Source organism: Bacteroidota bacterium, from assembly GCA_016713765.1.
Lineage (GTDB): Bacteria > Bacteroidota > Bacteroidia > AKYH767-A > 2013-40CM-41-45 > Pollutiaquabacter > Pollutiaquabacter aromativorans.
On record JADJON010000001.1, the window covers coordinates 1,331,681 to 1,347,899 of the forward strand.

2 protein-coding genes are annotated in these 16,219 nt (G+C 56.8%); both read left to right on the plus strand.

Features of this window, described 5'->3' with window-relative positions; genetic code table 11:
- The first annotated feature begins 334 nt into the window (after window positions 1-334).
- Window positions 335-12,541: a lamin tail domain-containing protein gene (locus tag IPJ96_05180; protein ID MBK7909741.1), complete on the plus strand. Its 12,207-nt coding sequence runs from the start codon at window positions 335-337 to the stop codon at window positions 12,539-12,541.
- A 98-nt stretch (window positions 12,542-12,639) separates the two neighbouring features.
- Window positions 12,640-16,197: a SprB repeat-containing protein gene (locus tag IPJ96_05185; GenBank protein ID MBK7909742.1), complete on the plus strand. Its 3,558-nt coding sequence runs from the start codon at window positions 12,640-12,642 to the stop codon at window positions 16,195-16,197.
- Window positions 16,198-16,219: the final 22 nt, after the last annotated feature.

A 16,219-nucleotide genomic window follows, 5' to 3' on the forward strand; every position in this document is an offset into this window, starting at 1 on the left:
TGTAATCGTCCCGCTTATTTCTTAATATTCGGAATTGAAAATGCGCTGAAAAGCAAGCCTGCTGCGGGTTTCGTTAACACATGTTGATAAATCAGGCTTGGGAAAGTGTCAGAAAAAAATCATCTTTGATTCGTCCGTAGCATCAACCTGCGGACGAATGGGGAACACAGAATAAACTCAAGCTGCGTGAAACACTTCTACCCGACGTGTAATCGGTCTTGTCATCATCTGCTCAACGCGAATGCAGCGTCGTGCCTTGGCACCGCTGCATTTTTCATTATAACTACCCGCTAATTCATCAACCCAAACCAATAATTAACTAACACACACCAACATGGAAAACAAAGTCTACTTTGTCCCAGGGTTCTACCGTTGGTTGCGTGCGCTCTGTCTGACAGGACTGTTCATCACAGGCTTGTCGCTGACATCTACGGCGCAGGTAACAACCAACTCGGGATCCGGCCTGGCTCCGTCGTATTCGGATCTGGCCACGGCGATTACGGCGTTGAACGGCGCGACGATCTCGTCGCCTGTCGTCATTACGCTGACCGCCAACGAAACGGCTCCTGCCGGCGGTTATTCGATCACCGCGCAGGGTTCGTCCGCGAACACGATCACCATCGATGGTGGCGGGTTCACCATCACGGCGAACGGAACGCTGACGGCCGGCGCGCTTAACGACGCTCTCATCAAGCTCGTAGGTGCCGACTTCGTCACAATTCAAAACTTCGTGATGCAGGAGAATCCGGCCAACACGACCACCACCGCCGCGTCGAACAACATGACGGAATGGGGCGTGGCCCTGTTGTATGCGTCTACCACAAATGGAGCCAGCAGCAACACCATTCAGAATAACACCATTTCCCTTAGCCGGCTTTACCAGAATTCTTTCGGTATCTACGCTAACGCGACCCATTCGGCTTCCGCTCCGTCCACTTCGGCTACGGCGACTGGTGCAGCAGGTGCGCACGACTCCCTCCGGGTTTATACTAACAATATCAGCAACGTCAACAATGGAATTGTTGTAGTTGGACCGACCGCTGCTGCTGATCAGGCGGACTATGTCGACATCGGCGGATCTTCCGCCGGAACCGGTAACACCATTTCCAATTACGGGAATACCGGTACTTTTTCCAGTTATGCCAACGTTTCGGGAACAGTATATGGTATCCTGGTTCGGAATACCCGGAACATAAACGTTCAATATAACTCCATTACGAGTTCCAATACGACGGGTGCCTTGACCTCCTCAGGTACTTTGCGTGGTATCTATGTTCCTTCTTTCAGTGTTGCTCCAACCGGAACAAACAGTCAGGTAATCAGCAATAACACGATTTCGGTAACAACTGGCGTTGCTACCGGGACATTGCATGGTATTTCCGTTGAAACAACAACCGGTAATGCCACCACAAGCCTGACCATTAACACCAATACTTTCCAGAACTGCGGCCACAATGTGGCTTCTCCTTCGGGCACGACCATCTTTATCATCAGTGCGATGGCTAACCTGAACACCACTATAAATAATAACGTGTTCAGCAACCTGTCAACCCCCTCCACCGGCAGTGTAACCTTTATCTCAAACAGCATTACGATCCCGGCCAATGGTACGCAGACGATCCAGGCGAATGCCATCAACACGGCATTCAATAAGACAGGAGCGGGCGGTACCGTTACTTTCTTTACATCCGGCGCCTCAACTGTGGCGGCTACTGTCACTATCCTTCACCGTAACAATAACTTTTCGAATGTCACGGTTACAGGGGCTACCACGATCACAGGCTGGAACAACACCGATGGTCTATCCACTAGCCTCAACAACAAAACCTACCAGAATAACACGTTCTCGAACATAACCGGAGGTACCAGTGCCATCACCATCATGAACCTGAATTATGGTGGAACGGGCGGTGGTAATGGAAACGTTGTTCAAGGAAACGTCATTTCGAACATTACCGGTCAGGGTGCGATAACGGGTATTACCCATTCCAGCAGCACCACTGGCGGTGTAGTGTCCTTTTTCGGAAATACTATTACCGGCCTTAGTTCTACCGGAACAGGTGGTTCGGTGACGGCACTTGCTTCCAGCAGCGCTACCAGCCACGTTTATTCCAACGTGATCGGCGACCTTTCTTCGACCGGCTCTGCCAGCACGGTGACAGGTATCAGCATTTCTTCAGCCACGGCTTCGAATATTTATAAGAACAAAGTCTACGGGTTGACTTCGAATGGTGCCAGTGGCATCGCTAACGGTATCACGGTCTCTGCCGGTACTACGTCCAATATCTATAACAACATCGTAGGTAACCTGTCGGCTCCCACGGCCAGCCTTGCTAATGCAATTAACGGTATCAACATTACCGGTGGTACGACAGTCAACGCCTACTACAATACAGTGTATTTTAGTGCTAGCAGTTCGGGTGCCAACTTCGGTACTACTGCTTTATTCGCGAATACTACCCCTACGGTAACACTTCGCAACAACTTGCTGCATAACGCTTCAAGTGCGAATGGTACAGGCTTGGCTGTTGCCTATCGCCGGTCCGGCACCACGTTGACCTCTTATGGTTCAGCCTCCAACAATAACGACTTTGTCGCAGCTACCATTTACTATGACGGTACCGCTTCCTATAGCTGGAGCGGCTACCAGGCCCTGGTGGCTACCCGCGACGCTGCTTCTGTCAACTGGACTCCGGTGTACCTGAGCCTGGTTGGTAACAGCGCCAACTTCCTCCACATCGATCCGGCTGTGGCCACCCTGCTCGAATCGGGTGCGGTGAACATCACCACTCCCGCGATCACGGACGACTATGATGCAAACATCCGCCAGGGTAATGGTGGTTACGGCGGAAGCGGCACGGCCCCCGATATCGGCGCCGACGAATTCGAAGGCACCCCCCCGGCGCTTTGTGCTGGTGTACCAAGTGCGGGTACTGCCACCCATAGCCCGGCTTTTGCCTGCGGTTCCGGTTCGACCAACCTGTCGGTCAACGACCCGAACCTGAGCCTCGGCGTAACCATCCAGTGGTACGTTTCCACCACCTCCGGTGGTCCTTACACCCCGGTAGCCGGCGGCAACTCCGCCAACGCTTCCAGCGGTGCGGTAACGGCTACCTCTTATTTTGTGGCTTCCTTCAAGTGTAGCTATACCGGTGATTCCATCCTTTCAAACGAAGTGACCTACACGGTATACCCGGCCGCTTCGGTCAGCGTATCGCCGACCTCCGGTAACTATTGCGCAGGAAGCACCCCGGTAGCCCTGGCGGCTTCCGGTGGTTCGACCTATGCCTGGTCTCCTGCCACCGGTCTTAATGCGACCACCGGCGCGACCGTGAACGCTTCGCCTACCGCCAACACTACCTATACGGTGACCGGTACCGATGCCAACGGTTGTACGGCTACGGCCACTGCTGCTGTCACGTATTCGCTCAACCTGACCTCCCTGACCGCAACCGCGACGCCTTCGTCGATCTGTAGCGGCGGCACCTCGGTGTTGAACGCAACGGCCACCACACCGGCACTGGGAACTTACACCCAGTCCACCGGCACTTACGCCCTCGAAGCCTGCGGTTCCAACGCAGGTCCGACGGGTGATGATGCGGTGATGGCGGCAACCGCAATCGGATTCACCTTCAACTATTTCGGCGTGAACTACACCCAGTTCACGATCAGCACCAACGGTAACATCCAGTTGGGTGACGGATCCGGTACTACCAACAACCCGGCTTATTCGACCGCTTATACGGACGTGGCCATGCCGAATACTGGTGTGCCGAACAACATGATCGCGTTTGCTTGGGATGACTGGCTGGTAGGCGCCGGTGAAATCACCTACGGCTTGACCGGAACGGCTCCCTTCCGCAAACTGGTTGTTTGCTTCAACTCTTCAGGTCGTGGCGGCGGCGTAGCCGATAACTTCAACGGCCAGGTAGTAATTGAAGAGACCACCAACATCGTGCGTATTGTAACCACGAACAAGAGCGTCTCCACCAACACCGCGACACAGGGTATCGAGAACCAGGGCGGCACCGTTGCCTATCCGGTCACCGGCCGCAACAGCGTGGCCTGGTCCGCTACCAACGACATGCAGGTGTTCACCCCGAACGTAATTGCAGTCAGCAGCTACGCCTGGTCTCCGAGCACCTTCCTGAACAACCCGGCTATTCAGAGCCCGACCGCTTCCGCTGTTTCCGCTACCACTACCTATACGGTGGTGGCCACGGCTTCGAACGGTTGTACGTTGTCGGCCACGACTACGCTGACCGCGGGTGACCCGCTGGGCGTATCGGCCGCGGCCGCTCCGGCCACGATCTGTTCCGGCCAGTCCACTTCGCTCAGCGCGATCGTCACCGGTGGCGGTGCTCCGTTCACCTACGACTGGAGCGACGGCACCGGCACGATCGGTACCACCAATCCGCTGAGCGTCCTTCCGGCCAGCACCACGACGTTTACCGTTACGGTATCCGATAACTGCGGTGCAACAGCCAGCGCAACGGTGACCGTGACCGTGAACCCCAGCCCGAGCGTTTCGGTGTCCCCGACTTCTTCTACCTATTGCGGTACCGCTATTCCGCTGACCGCTTCCGGTACGGCTGATACCTATGCCTGGTCACCGGCTGCCGGTCTGAATGCTACCACCGGTACCTCGGTGAACGCCAGCCCGTCCGCTTCGACGACCTATACCGTAACCGGTACGACCACCGCAAACGGTTGTACCACCACGGCAACCGCTACGGTGCTCAAGGGTGTGATCATCCAGAGCGTTACACCGTCGGCCACGCCTTCTACGGTTTGTAACAACGGTACGTCCAACCTGAACGTGACCGCTGTGGCTGCCCAACCGTTTGTACGCATCACGGAAGTGACCTTCTATGACCAGGGTACCGGTCTAACCAGCCCGTACCCGGCTTGGGTTCCTTCTACAGGTGTACAAGACTATATCGAAATCACGAACACTTCCATCGTATCCGCAGATATCAGCGGATGGACCTTTGGTGACTATAGCAGTGGTTCGGCTACGGCCAACCACCCCTATACTTTCCTCCCTGGTACGGTCATTCCTCCGAACAGTGTATTGGTACTCCACATGGGTACCGGCACGGATGATGTAACCAACCGCCTTTACAACACGGGTGGAACCGGTAACTTCTATTCTTCCGGTACTTCTGGCGGATTTATCCTGAAGAATGGTTCAACTTTCGTGGATGTAGTGAGCACCAACACCAACACCTTCAACGTGGCACTCGGTGTGACTGCGACGGAGTGGTCCGGTTCTGGCGCTTCTGCACCTTCAGGAAATGCTGGTTGCGTTCGTACTGCAGCCAACGATTCCAATACCGGTGCTGACTGGACTGCCTCCAGCACGACAGCACAGACGATTGGCACCTTCAACGCGGGATATAATAACCCGAACAATGGTACCATTACCGGATTCGCCTGGTCACCGTCCACCTACCTTGATAACTCTGCTATCCAGACGCCTACGGCCAGCCTCATGACGGCTACTACCACCTACACGGTGACGGTTACGGAAGCTCTGGGTTGCACCGCTACCGGTACGGTTACTGTAACGGTGGGTGCTCCGCTGGTTGTTTCAGCTTCGGCTACTCCTGGTACGATTTGTACCGGTAGCTCCTCGAGCCTGAGCGCTTCCGCTTCCGGCGGTGGTGCTCCGTATACTTACGACTGGTCTGACGGAGTCGGCAGCATTGGTACCACCAACCCGCTGTCCATCAGCCCGTCCGCTTCCGGTACCTATACGGTAACAGTTACCGATAACTGCGGTGCAACGATGACGGCTACCGCAAGTGTAACGGTGAACACCTCACCGACGGTGAGTGTCACCAACAGCAACCCTAACCTCTGCGCTCCGATCGTATCGAGCACGCTGACGGCTTCCGGTGCTGATACCTACGCCTGGTCTCCGTCTGTCGGTTTGAATGCTACGACCGGTACTACGGTAACGGCCACGCCTTCGGCTACCACGGTTTACACCGTAGTAGGAACCGCTGCCAATGGTTGTACGGCCTCCGCTACCACGACGGTAGTGAAGGGCGTTGACTTCCTGACGACGACCGCTACGGCTACACCTGCAACGGTTTGCGTGGGTGGATCCAGCCAATTGAACGCCGGCGGTACGCTGCCGACTTGTTCAACTTACTACTCGATCGCATCTGCGACCTACGGTCTTCAGCCGACTACCGGCTTCACGGCCCTCGGTGGCGGCGATGATATCGATCTGGCTACCAGTGTTGCACTGCCGTTCAGCTTTAATTTCTTTGGCACTACGCAGACTACCATCAACTTTGGTTCGAATGGTTATGTCTACTTCGGAGCTGCCAACGGCGGTTCGATTTTGGCTGCCGGTGTGACGAACGGTATTAACTTCAGCGCTGCGGATATGTTGCCGGCTGCCGGTCAGGTATCCTATGGTACCGTTGGTGTGAGCCCCAACCAGATCTTCGTGATCGACTACAACGCCATGCCGGAATATTCTGGTGGCGGTACCCATACCGGTCAGATCCAGATCTTCCAGAATGGAAAAGTTGAAATCCACATTGCGTCTGCTACGTCTTCTACCCGTTCCAAGACCATGGGCTTGCGTAACGCAGCCGGAACGGATAACGCGATTCCGACTGGATTCAACAACACTACCTGGACGGTGTCTACCCCGGTTGCCTATGCGTTCACCCAGTGCTTCACCGCGACCATCACCGGTTACAACTGGAGCCCTTCGGGCAATCTGGACAATCCTTCACTGGCCAACCCTGTGGCTGATCCGATGTTAGTAAACACCACCTACACAGTGACGATCACCAACTCGACCGGTTGCACCGCGACCGCGACGGTTGCTGTAACGGTTGACCCGCTGGTAGTTTCGGCTACTGGTAGCCCGAATCCAGCCTGCGCCGGTTCTTCTTCCGACCTGACCGCTATTGTTACCGGCGGCGGCTCTCCGTACACCTACGACTGGAGCGACGGCACCGGTTCGATCGGAACGACGAACCCGCTGACCATCGTCCCGGCCAGCACCACCACCTATACGGTGACCGTATCCGACTTCTGCGGTGCTACGCAATCGGCTACCGTTACGGTTAACGTGGCTGCTCCTCCTTCTGTCAGTGTAACCAACAGTGCTCCGGGACTTTGCGCCCCGATCACCTCCAGCACGCTTACGGCTTCCGGTGCTGATACATATGTATGGTCGCCTTCGGCCGGCCTCAACGCCACGACAGGCGCTTCGGTAACGGCAACCCCGCTTGTTGCAACGACCTATACGGTTGTTGGGACGTCTACAGCAACCGGTTGTACGGCAAGTGCAACCACCACGGTAACTCCGGGTGTTAACTTCACGTCAGTGACCGCCTCGGCAGCACCTTCGAACGTATGTGCTCCTGGAACTACCCAGTTAAGTGTATCGGCCACTTTGCCGTCCTGTCCTTCCTACTACACGAGTGGAACGACGACGTATGGCCTGCAATCAACTGCCGGTTTCGCCTCCGGACCGTCTGGCGATGATGGTGAGCTGTTGGTTACCATGCCGTTCTCCATCAACTTCTTCGGTGCGGGCGCAACCAACCAGGTCGATATCGTTACCAACGGTTATGTGGTACTGGGTGGAGGAATCTCCACGGCTTACACGCCGCAAACGATTCCGAGTGCTACTGCTCCGAACAATGTGATCGCAGCCTTCTGGTGCGACCTGAACGCTGCAGCCGGTCAGATCACGTACGGTACGGTTGGCATTGCCCCGAACCGGACCTTCGTCATCGACTACAACGCTGTTCCTGAACTCAGCGGTGGTGGTACACACAGTGGCCAGATCCACATCAAGGAAAGCGGCCGAATTGAGGTACACATCACATCCGTATCTTCTACCCGTACCAAGACACTGGGTGCTGAAAATGCCGGCGGCACCTCCGCAGTGTCCGATCCGTTGCTGAACAACACGGCTTGGACCACCGCGACGCCGTTCGCTGTTTACATCGACCTTTGTACCACGGCTACGATCTCCTCGTACTCCTGGTCACCAGCTGCCGATCTGAACGATCCGAACATCGTGAACCCGGTTGCAACCAACATTTTGGGAACATCGACCTACACGGTGACGGTCACGAATTCTGCCGGTTGTACCGGTACGGCCTCTGTTACCGTGACGGTTGCTCCGCTTGCCGCTACCGCGGCGGCTTCGCCTGCATCGGTATGTTCGGGTAATCCTGCCTCGCTGACCGCAACGGTCACCGGTGGTGGCGAACCGTACACGTACGACTGGAGTGATGGTACCGGTTCGATCGGTGCGACCAATCCGTTGACGGTTAACCCGGCCACATCGTCCGTTTATACGGTAACGATCACGGACGCTTGTCTGAACACGACCACTGCAACTGTTTCTGTCAGCGTATTGCCTTCTCCGACGGTCAGTCTCTCCGGTCCTGCCGGAATCTGTACCTCCGGTCCTGCAACCCTGACCGCCTCCGGCACCGCCATCAGCTATGCATGGCCTGGCAATCTGGATCCGACGGTTTATACGACCACGGTCTATTTCAGCCCGTCAGCTCAGCCGATTGAAACCAACGTTGGTCCTGGTAACGTAGTTGCCAGCACCACCTTGCCGGCACTTCCTGCCGGTGCTGTGGTGAACTCCTACACGCTGACCTACAACGGTATCACCGCCCTGACCAACTCCTTCGGTTCTGACGTGAATCTGGGCTTCCAGGGCGCAGTGACCGCGGCCGCTACGAGCGGTATCGGCTCACCGGCTGCTGCAGGCACCTTCAACTTTGTTCAAACCTACACAGGCGGTGTGAATACCGCCGGTGGTACGGTCGACCTCCTGTACTGGGATGTCGCTGACGACAATACCGGAACTGCGGAATCTACCTTCCCGACCGGAACCAACGTGGCCAGCCTGGTAATTTCCTACCAGATTCCGGCCAGCGGCACCAGCTTGGTTGTAACTCCGACCACGACCACCACCTATACGGTGATCGGTACCGGAGCTTCGGGTTGTACCGCTACGGCGACCTGGACGGTGGTTATTCCTCCGGCCTCGACCACCACGGCTACGGCTACGCCTTCCAACGTTTGCGCTGGCGGATCCAGCCAGTTGAACGCCTCGGCTACCTACCCGCCTCCTACGGCTCCGACCTATTGTGCTGTAACCAACCAGGGCAGTTCGTGTGTTACCAGCGTGTCCATCAACACCCTGAACAGCACGCCTCCTGCCTGCGTTTCTCCGTTCTACAACTTCAACGCCCCGACCGGTTCGAACACCACGACCCTGATGCCGGGTTCCACCTACACGTTTAACGTGACCACGGGTGGTACCGCCATCGTATCGGTCTTCATCGACTTCGATCGCAACGGTGTGTATGACGCTTCTGAATGGTTCCAGCCCTACACGGCTGCATCCTCCGGATCGATCTCGATCCCGGTTCCGTCCGGCGCTTCGATCGGTCAGACCGGAATGCGCGTACGTTCCCGCCTGAATGGCAACACAAACGACGCCACCACGGCTTGTCTGGTCGGCATGGGCTCCGGTTCTACCGAAGACTATGTTGTAACCATCGGAACCCCGATTTCCGGCTCCTTTACGTATAGCTGGACCCCTTCTGCAAACTTAGATAACGCGGCTATCGCCAACCCGCTGGCCAGCCCGATCGCCGCAACGACCACCTACACGGTGACCGCAAGCGACATCTACGGTTGTACCAGCACGGCAACGGTGACGGTGAATGTCAATCCGCTGTCTGTTTCGGCTGACGGCGCTCCGACCACGATCTGCGAAGGCGCTGCCGTAAGTCTCACCAGCACGGTAACCGGCGGTGGTGAACCGTACAGCTACTCCTGGTCAGACGGTACGAGCGTAGTAGGTACCACGGCTGCCTTGTCCGTGAGCCCGACCACGACCACCTCGTACACGCTGACGGTGACCGACAATTGCGCTACTGTAGTGAGCGCAACTCCGGTAACCATTACGGTCAACCCGGCTCCCGGCGTATCGGTTACTCCGAGCTCCGCACTGTACTGTCCTCCGACGGCTGTTGCCCTCACAGCCAGCTCCGGTACCGGCGGTACGACCTTCGTTTGGTCGCCTGCCACCGGTCTGAACGCTACCACCGGTGCTACGGTGAACGCTTCTCCGACCACCTCGACCACCTATACGGTAACCGGTACCGGTACCAACGGTTGTACGTCTACCGCCACGGTAGCCATCACCACCGGAACCGCGATCACGGTTGACGCTACGGCCGACACCACGCAGTCCTGCGCCCCGATGGGTACGATCCTGCGTGCTTGTGTGAACCCGGTATTGAATACCTACAACGTAACATCGGCCACCTATGGTTTACAATCCACTGCCGGATTCAGCAATGGACCAACCGGTGATGATACGTTTGGTGGACCATATGCAATTCCGTTCTCCTTCAACTACTTCGGAAATCTGTATAACGATTTGTACATCGGTACGAATGGTTATATCACGTTCGGTAGCGGTTCGGGTGATCGGTTCGTGCAAACCTTCCCCTCTGCAACTGCTCCGAATAACATCGTAGCAATTGGCTACTGTGACCTGAATGTCACTACAGCGGGTATGGTTACCTATGGTACCGTAGGTGTAGCTCCCAACCGCATCTTTGTCATTGACTTCAACGGTGTGCCTCCGTTCAGCGGAACCGGAACACTTTCTGGTCAGATTCAACTGTTCGAAAATGGCAACAAAGTTGAGATCCATGTAACCTCGGCTTCTCTGACCAATGCTAAAACGCTTGGTATTGAGAATAGCACAGGAACCTCTGGTGCATCTCCCACTGGCCGTAACAACGCTGCTTGGACGGTTACTACTCCTGAAGCCTGGAGTTTCGTTGCCGCTGCCCGTCAGTGTAACAACACGGGTATCACCTTCAGCTGGTCGCCGGCAACGGCTCTGACCGCTACGAACCTGGATACGGCTGAAGTCAGCGGTCTGAACACCACCACGCAGTACACCGTCACGGCGATGAACGCCAGCGGTTGTGCCGCTACGGATACGGTGACCCTGATCATCTTCCCGCAGGCTCCGACGCCTACGATCACGCCGAGCGGTCCGCTCAGCTTCTGTCCGGGTGGCAGCGTTACGCTGACCTCGTCGAATACCTCGTTCCCGAACTCCTGGAGCACGGGTGAGACGACGGTATCCATCACGGTAAGCACGACGCAGACCGTTACCCTGATCGCTTCGGACGCCTACTGTCCGTCCGATCCGACCTCGGTCAACGTTCTCCGCCACGACACCATTCAGCCGCTGATCAACGTATCGGGTGGCGGTCTGGCGATCTGCGGCGGTACCCGCGACCTCCTGGCCGACGGCGCTCCGCAGTTCACCGCTTGGAACTGGAGCACGACCGAGACCACGCAACAGATCACGATCGGCACGCCGGGTACCTATGGTGTATCGGCCACTGACCTGAACGGTTGCTTGACCTACAACTCGGTAACCTTCGTCGCCGGTCAGACCCCGGTTGCTCCGGTCATCTCGACCGCCAGCAACGACACGGTTTGCAACAACGATCTCGTTACGATCACATCGGATCTCTCCGACGGACTGACCTGGTTCCCGACCTTCGACAACACAGCGTCGATCTCGTATAACCTGTCGCCTCCTGGATCCTATGAGTTCTACGTGACCCGCGATTCCCTGGGTTGTACTTCTGAGTCGAACCACCTGACCTTCGTTGTGAATCCTTCGCCTGAAGTGACTGCATTCTCGCCTGCCGATTCGGCTTGCGTGGGTGATGTGATCACGCTCTCGGGTTCCGGCTTCACCAACGTCAGCTCGATCAGCTTCAACGGAACCCCGGCTACCACCTTCACGGTTGTAGACGACTTCACCATCACGGTGACGGTACCGGCTGGCGCTACCTCGGGCGGCATCACGCTGACCGACGGCTCGACGGGTTGTGCAGGCGTAAGCCCGCTCTTCACCATCAAGGTGGTTTGCGGTTCGACCTTGAACATGACGGCCTTCATTCAGGGTTACTACTCTGGCGGTTCGATGGCGGCTCCGTTGTTCATCAACGGAATCTCTCCGAACGCGACCGATTGCGACACCATCAAAGTATGTCTGATGCATCCTACCACTTATGCAGAGGTAGAGTGTGCAACGGGTATCCTCCAGACCGATGGTACTGTTTCGCTCAGCTTCACCAGCTCGGGTTACTTCTTCATCAAAGTGACCCATCAGAATGCTGTTCAGACCTGGAGCGCGGATTCGGTTAATGTCACCGGAACCACCAGCTACGACTTCACCACGGACAACCTGCAGTCGTACGGTCCGAACATGGTGGAGGTAGCAACCGGAGTATGGGCATTCTGGAGCGGTGACGTAAACCAGGATGAATTGGTAGAGGCCACTGATTACACGACTGTGGAGAATGATGCAGTTGGATTCGTTTCCGGTTACTTCCCGTCTGATCTCACCGGTGATGCCATCACGGAAGCAGCAGACTACTCGCTGATCGAAAACAACCTGCCATTCTTCTTAGCCTCCGTGCATCCTTAATCCAGACTTAATCTAAAACCAAAATCAGGGTTACGGGCAAAGCGAACCTTTGTCCGTAACCCTTCCTCAGAACGACACAGTACCTAAACCTCAATAACATGACTACACAACAACTAAAGAAAGGGGCGCGTGGCTGGCTGGCCTTCCTCGCGCTTCTGCTGACGTGTACAGTCGCTAAAGCACAGACGGATTTTCCGTACTATAGCGTGTACATCGCCAACGACAATCTGGTCAACTCGACTACGTACGAGTTTGACGTGTTCATCGTCGCGGATGCTTCGACTCCTACCTGGAACCTACGCCAGGTGCAGTTGGGTCTCTTCTTGGATCCGGCATTCCGAAATGGTGGTACACTCACGCGTTCCTACGTGGCGGGTTCGTCCACGTTATCGCCGACGTTTACGTTTACGTTGAACAACACGGGAACGTCAACTGCGCCTGACTTCATTAACTTGACCACTGCGGCGATTCCAAATCCGGGCACCGTGATTACTACGACGCCTGCAAAAATCTGCCGTCTACGACTGGTTAACACGGTTGCGTTCGGTTGCGTTTCTCCGAACATTCGATTCAACTACCGTCAGACCTCCGGAGCTTCCAACCTCCGACTTCGTACGGATATCAGTAACTGGAATACCGGTGGTGCTTCCGCATCTTTCACGGTTGCCCAGGCTTCCACCTCTCCTTATGCTTGTACCGGGACTCCTCAGGGTAACTTCCCCTCCTTCAATGGTGATGGCTTGTGGTCTTGCTCCGATGCAGATGGCGCGTCCAATCCTGCAGCGAATGCGAACCTGACTGTATCGCTGTCAGGTCTTGCTGCTTCCTATGCTTCAACTGACCCGCAGGTAACCCTCACCGGTTCGCCGGCTGGTGGTACGTTCAGCGGTCCCGGTGTATCGGGTAACTTCTTCAACCCGTCCGCAGCCGGAACCGGTCCTGTAGTAGTAACCTATTCCTACACCTGGCCTGGCACTTCCTGTACGCGTGTTGCATCCTTTACGACCAACGTAACCGGTGCCTGCACCGTAGAAGCTTTCGCTACGGGTACCAACGCGACTTGTCAGGGTGCTAACAACGGAACGGCCAGCGCTTCGGCTACCGGCTCTTCTCCGTTTACCTACTCCTGGGCTCCGGGAGGCGAAACCACTGAAAACATCTCTGGTCTTGCTCCGGGCACTTACACGGTAACGGTTACCGCTACCGGCGGCTGTACGGCTACCGCTTCTTACACGGTACTTGACGGTCCGGCTCCGACCTACAACAGCACATCTGTATCGGCTTGTGTCAGCTACATTTGGTCCGTAAACAGCCAGACCTATACGGCATCCGGTTCGTACACGGCTCAGGTTGGCCCTTGCGCTTATGAGGTATTGGATCTGACGGTCACACCACAGCCTCCGGCTCCGACCGGTCTTGCTTGCTACGAGACGGCTTCGTTCAACAACACGACTTGTTCTTGGGACGTAACGGGCACCCAGCCGGCTATGCCGACCCTGGCTTGCTACGAGACGGCTTCGTTCAACAACACGACCTGTTCTTGGGACGTAACGGGCACCCAGCCGGCCATGCCGACCCTGGCTTGCTACGAGACGGCTTCGTTCAACACCACGACCTGTTCCTGGGACGTAACGGGCACCCAGCCGGCTATGCCGACCCTGGCTTGCTACGAGACGGCTTCGTTCAACACCACGACCTGTTCCTGGGACGTAACGGGCACCCAGCCGGCTATGCCGACGCTGGCTTGCTACGAGACCGCTTCGTTCAACACCACGACCTGTTCCTGGGACGTAACGGGCACGCAGCCTGCAGCTCCGACCGGTCTTGCTTGCTACGAGACGGCTTCGTTCAACAACACGACCTGTTCTTGGGACGTAACGGGCACCCAGCCGGCTATGCCGACCCTGGCTTGCTACGAGACGGCTTCCTTCAACAACACGACCTGTTCCTGGGACGTAACAGGCACCCAGCCGGCTATGCCGACCCTGGCTTGCTACGAGACGGCTTCCTTCAACAACACGACCTGTTCTTGGGACGTAACGGGCACCCAGCCGGCCATGCCGACGCTTGCTTGTTATGAGACCGCTTCGTTCAACACCACGACCTGTTCCTGGGACGTAACGGGCACCCAGCCGGCTATGCCGACCCTGGCTTGCTACGAGACGGCTTCCTTCAACAACACGACCTGTTCCTGGGACGTAACGGGCACCCAGCCGGCTATGCCGACCCTGGCTTGCTACGAGACGGCTTCGTTCAACACCACGACCTGTTCCTGGGACGTAACGGGCACCCAGCCGGCTATGCCGACCCTGGCTTGCTACGAGACGGCTTCCTTCAACAACACGACCTGTTCCTGGGACGTAACGGGCACCCAGCCTGCAGCTCCGACCGGTCTTGCTTGTTATGAGACGGCTTCCTTCAACAACACGACCTGTTCCTGGGACGTAACGGGCACCCAGCCGGCTATGCCGACGCTTGCTTGTTATGAGACCGCTTCGTTCAACAACACGACCTGTTCCTGGGACGTAACGGGCACCCAGCCGGCTATGCCGACCCTGGCTTGCTACGAGACGGCTTCCTTCAACAACACGACCTGTTCTTGGGACGTAACGGGCACCCAGCCGGCTATGCCGACGCTTGCTTGTTATGAGACCGCTTCGTTCAACACCACGACCTGTTCCTGGGACGTAACGGGCACCCAGCCGGCTATGCCGACCCTGGCTTGCTACGAGACGGCTTCGTTCAACACCACCACCTGTTCCTGGGACGTAACGGGCACCCAGCCGGCTATGCCGACGCTTGCTTGCTACGAGACGGCTTCCTTCAACACCACGACCTGTTCCTGGGACGTAACGGGCACCCAGCCGGCTATGCCGACCCTGGCTTGCTACGAGACGGCTTCCTTCAACAACACGACCTGTTCTTGGGACGTAACGGGCACCCAGCCGGCTATGCCGACCCTGGCTTGCTACGAGACGGCTTCGTTCAACACCACGACCTGTTCCTGGGACGTAACGGGCACGCAGCCGGCACAGCCGACGCTTGCTTGTTATGAGACCGCTTCGTTCAACAACACGACCTGTTCTTGGGACGTAACGGGCACCCAGCCGGCTATGCCGACCCTGGCTTGCTACGAGACGGCTTCGTTCAACAACACGACCTGTTCCTGGGACGTAACGGGCACCCAGCCGGCTATGCCGACGCTTGCTTGCTACGAGACCGCTTCGTTCAACACCACGACCTGTTCCTGGGACGTAACGGGCACCCAGCCTGCAGCTCCGACCGGTCTTGCTTGCTACGAGACGGCTTCGTTCAACAACACGACCTGTTCTTGGGACGTAACGGGCACCCAGCCGGCTATGCCGACCCTGGCTTGCTACGAGACGGCTTCGTTTAACAACACGACCTGTTCTTGGGACGTAACGGGCACCCAGCCTGCAGCTCCGACCGGTCTTGCTTGTTACGAGACGGCTTCCTTCAACAACACGACCTGTTCCTGGGACGTAACGGGCACCCAGCCGGCTATGCCGACGCTTGCTTGTTATGAGACCGCTTCGTTCAACAACACGACCTGTTCCTGGGACGTAACGGGCACCCAGCCGGCTATGCCGACCCTGGCTTGCTACGAGACGGCTTCGTTCAACAACACGACCTGATCTTGGGACGTAACGGGCACCC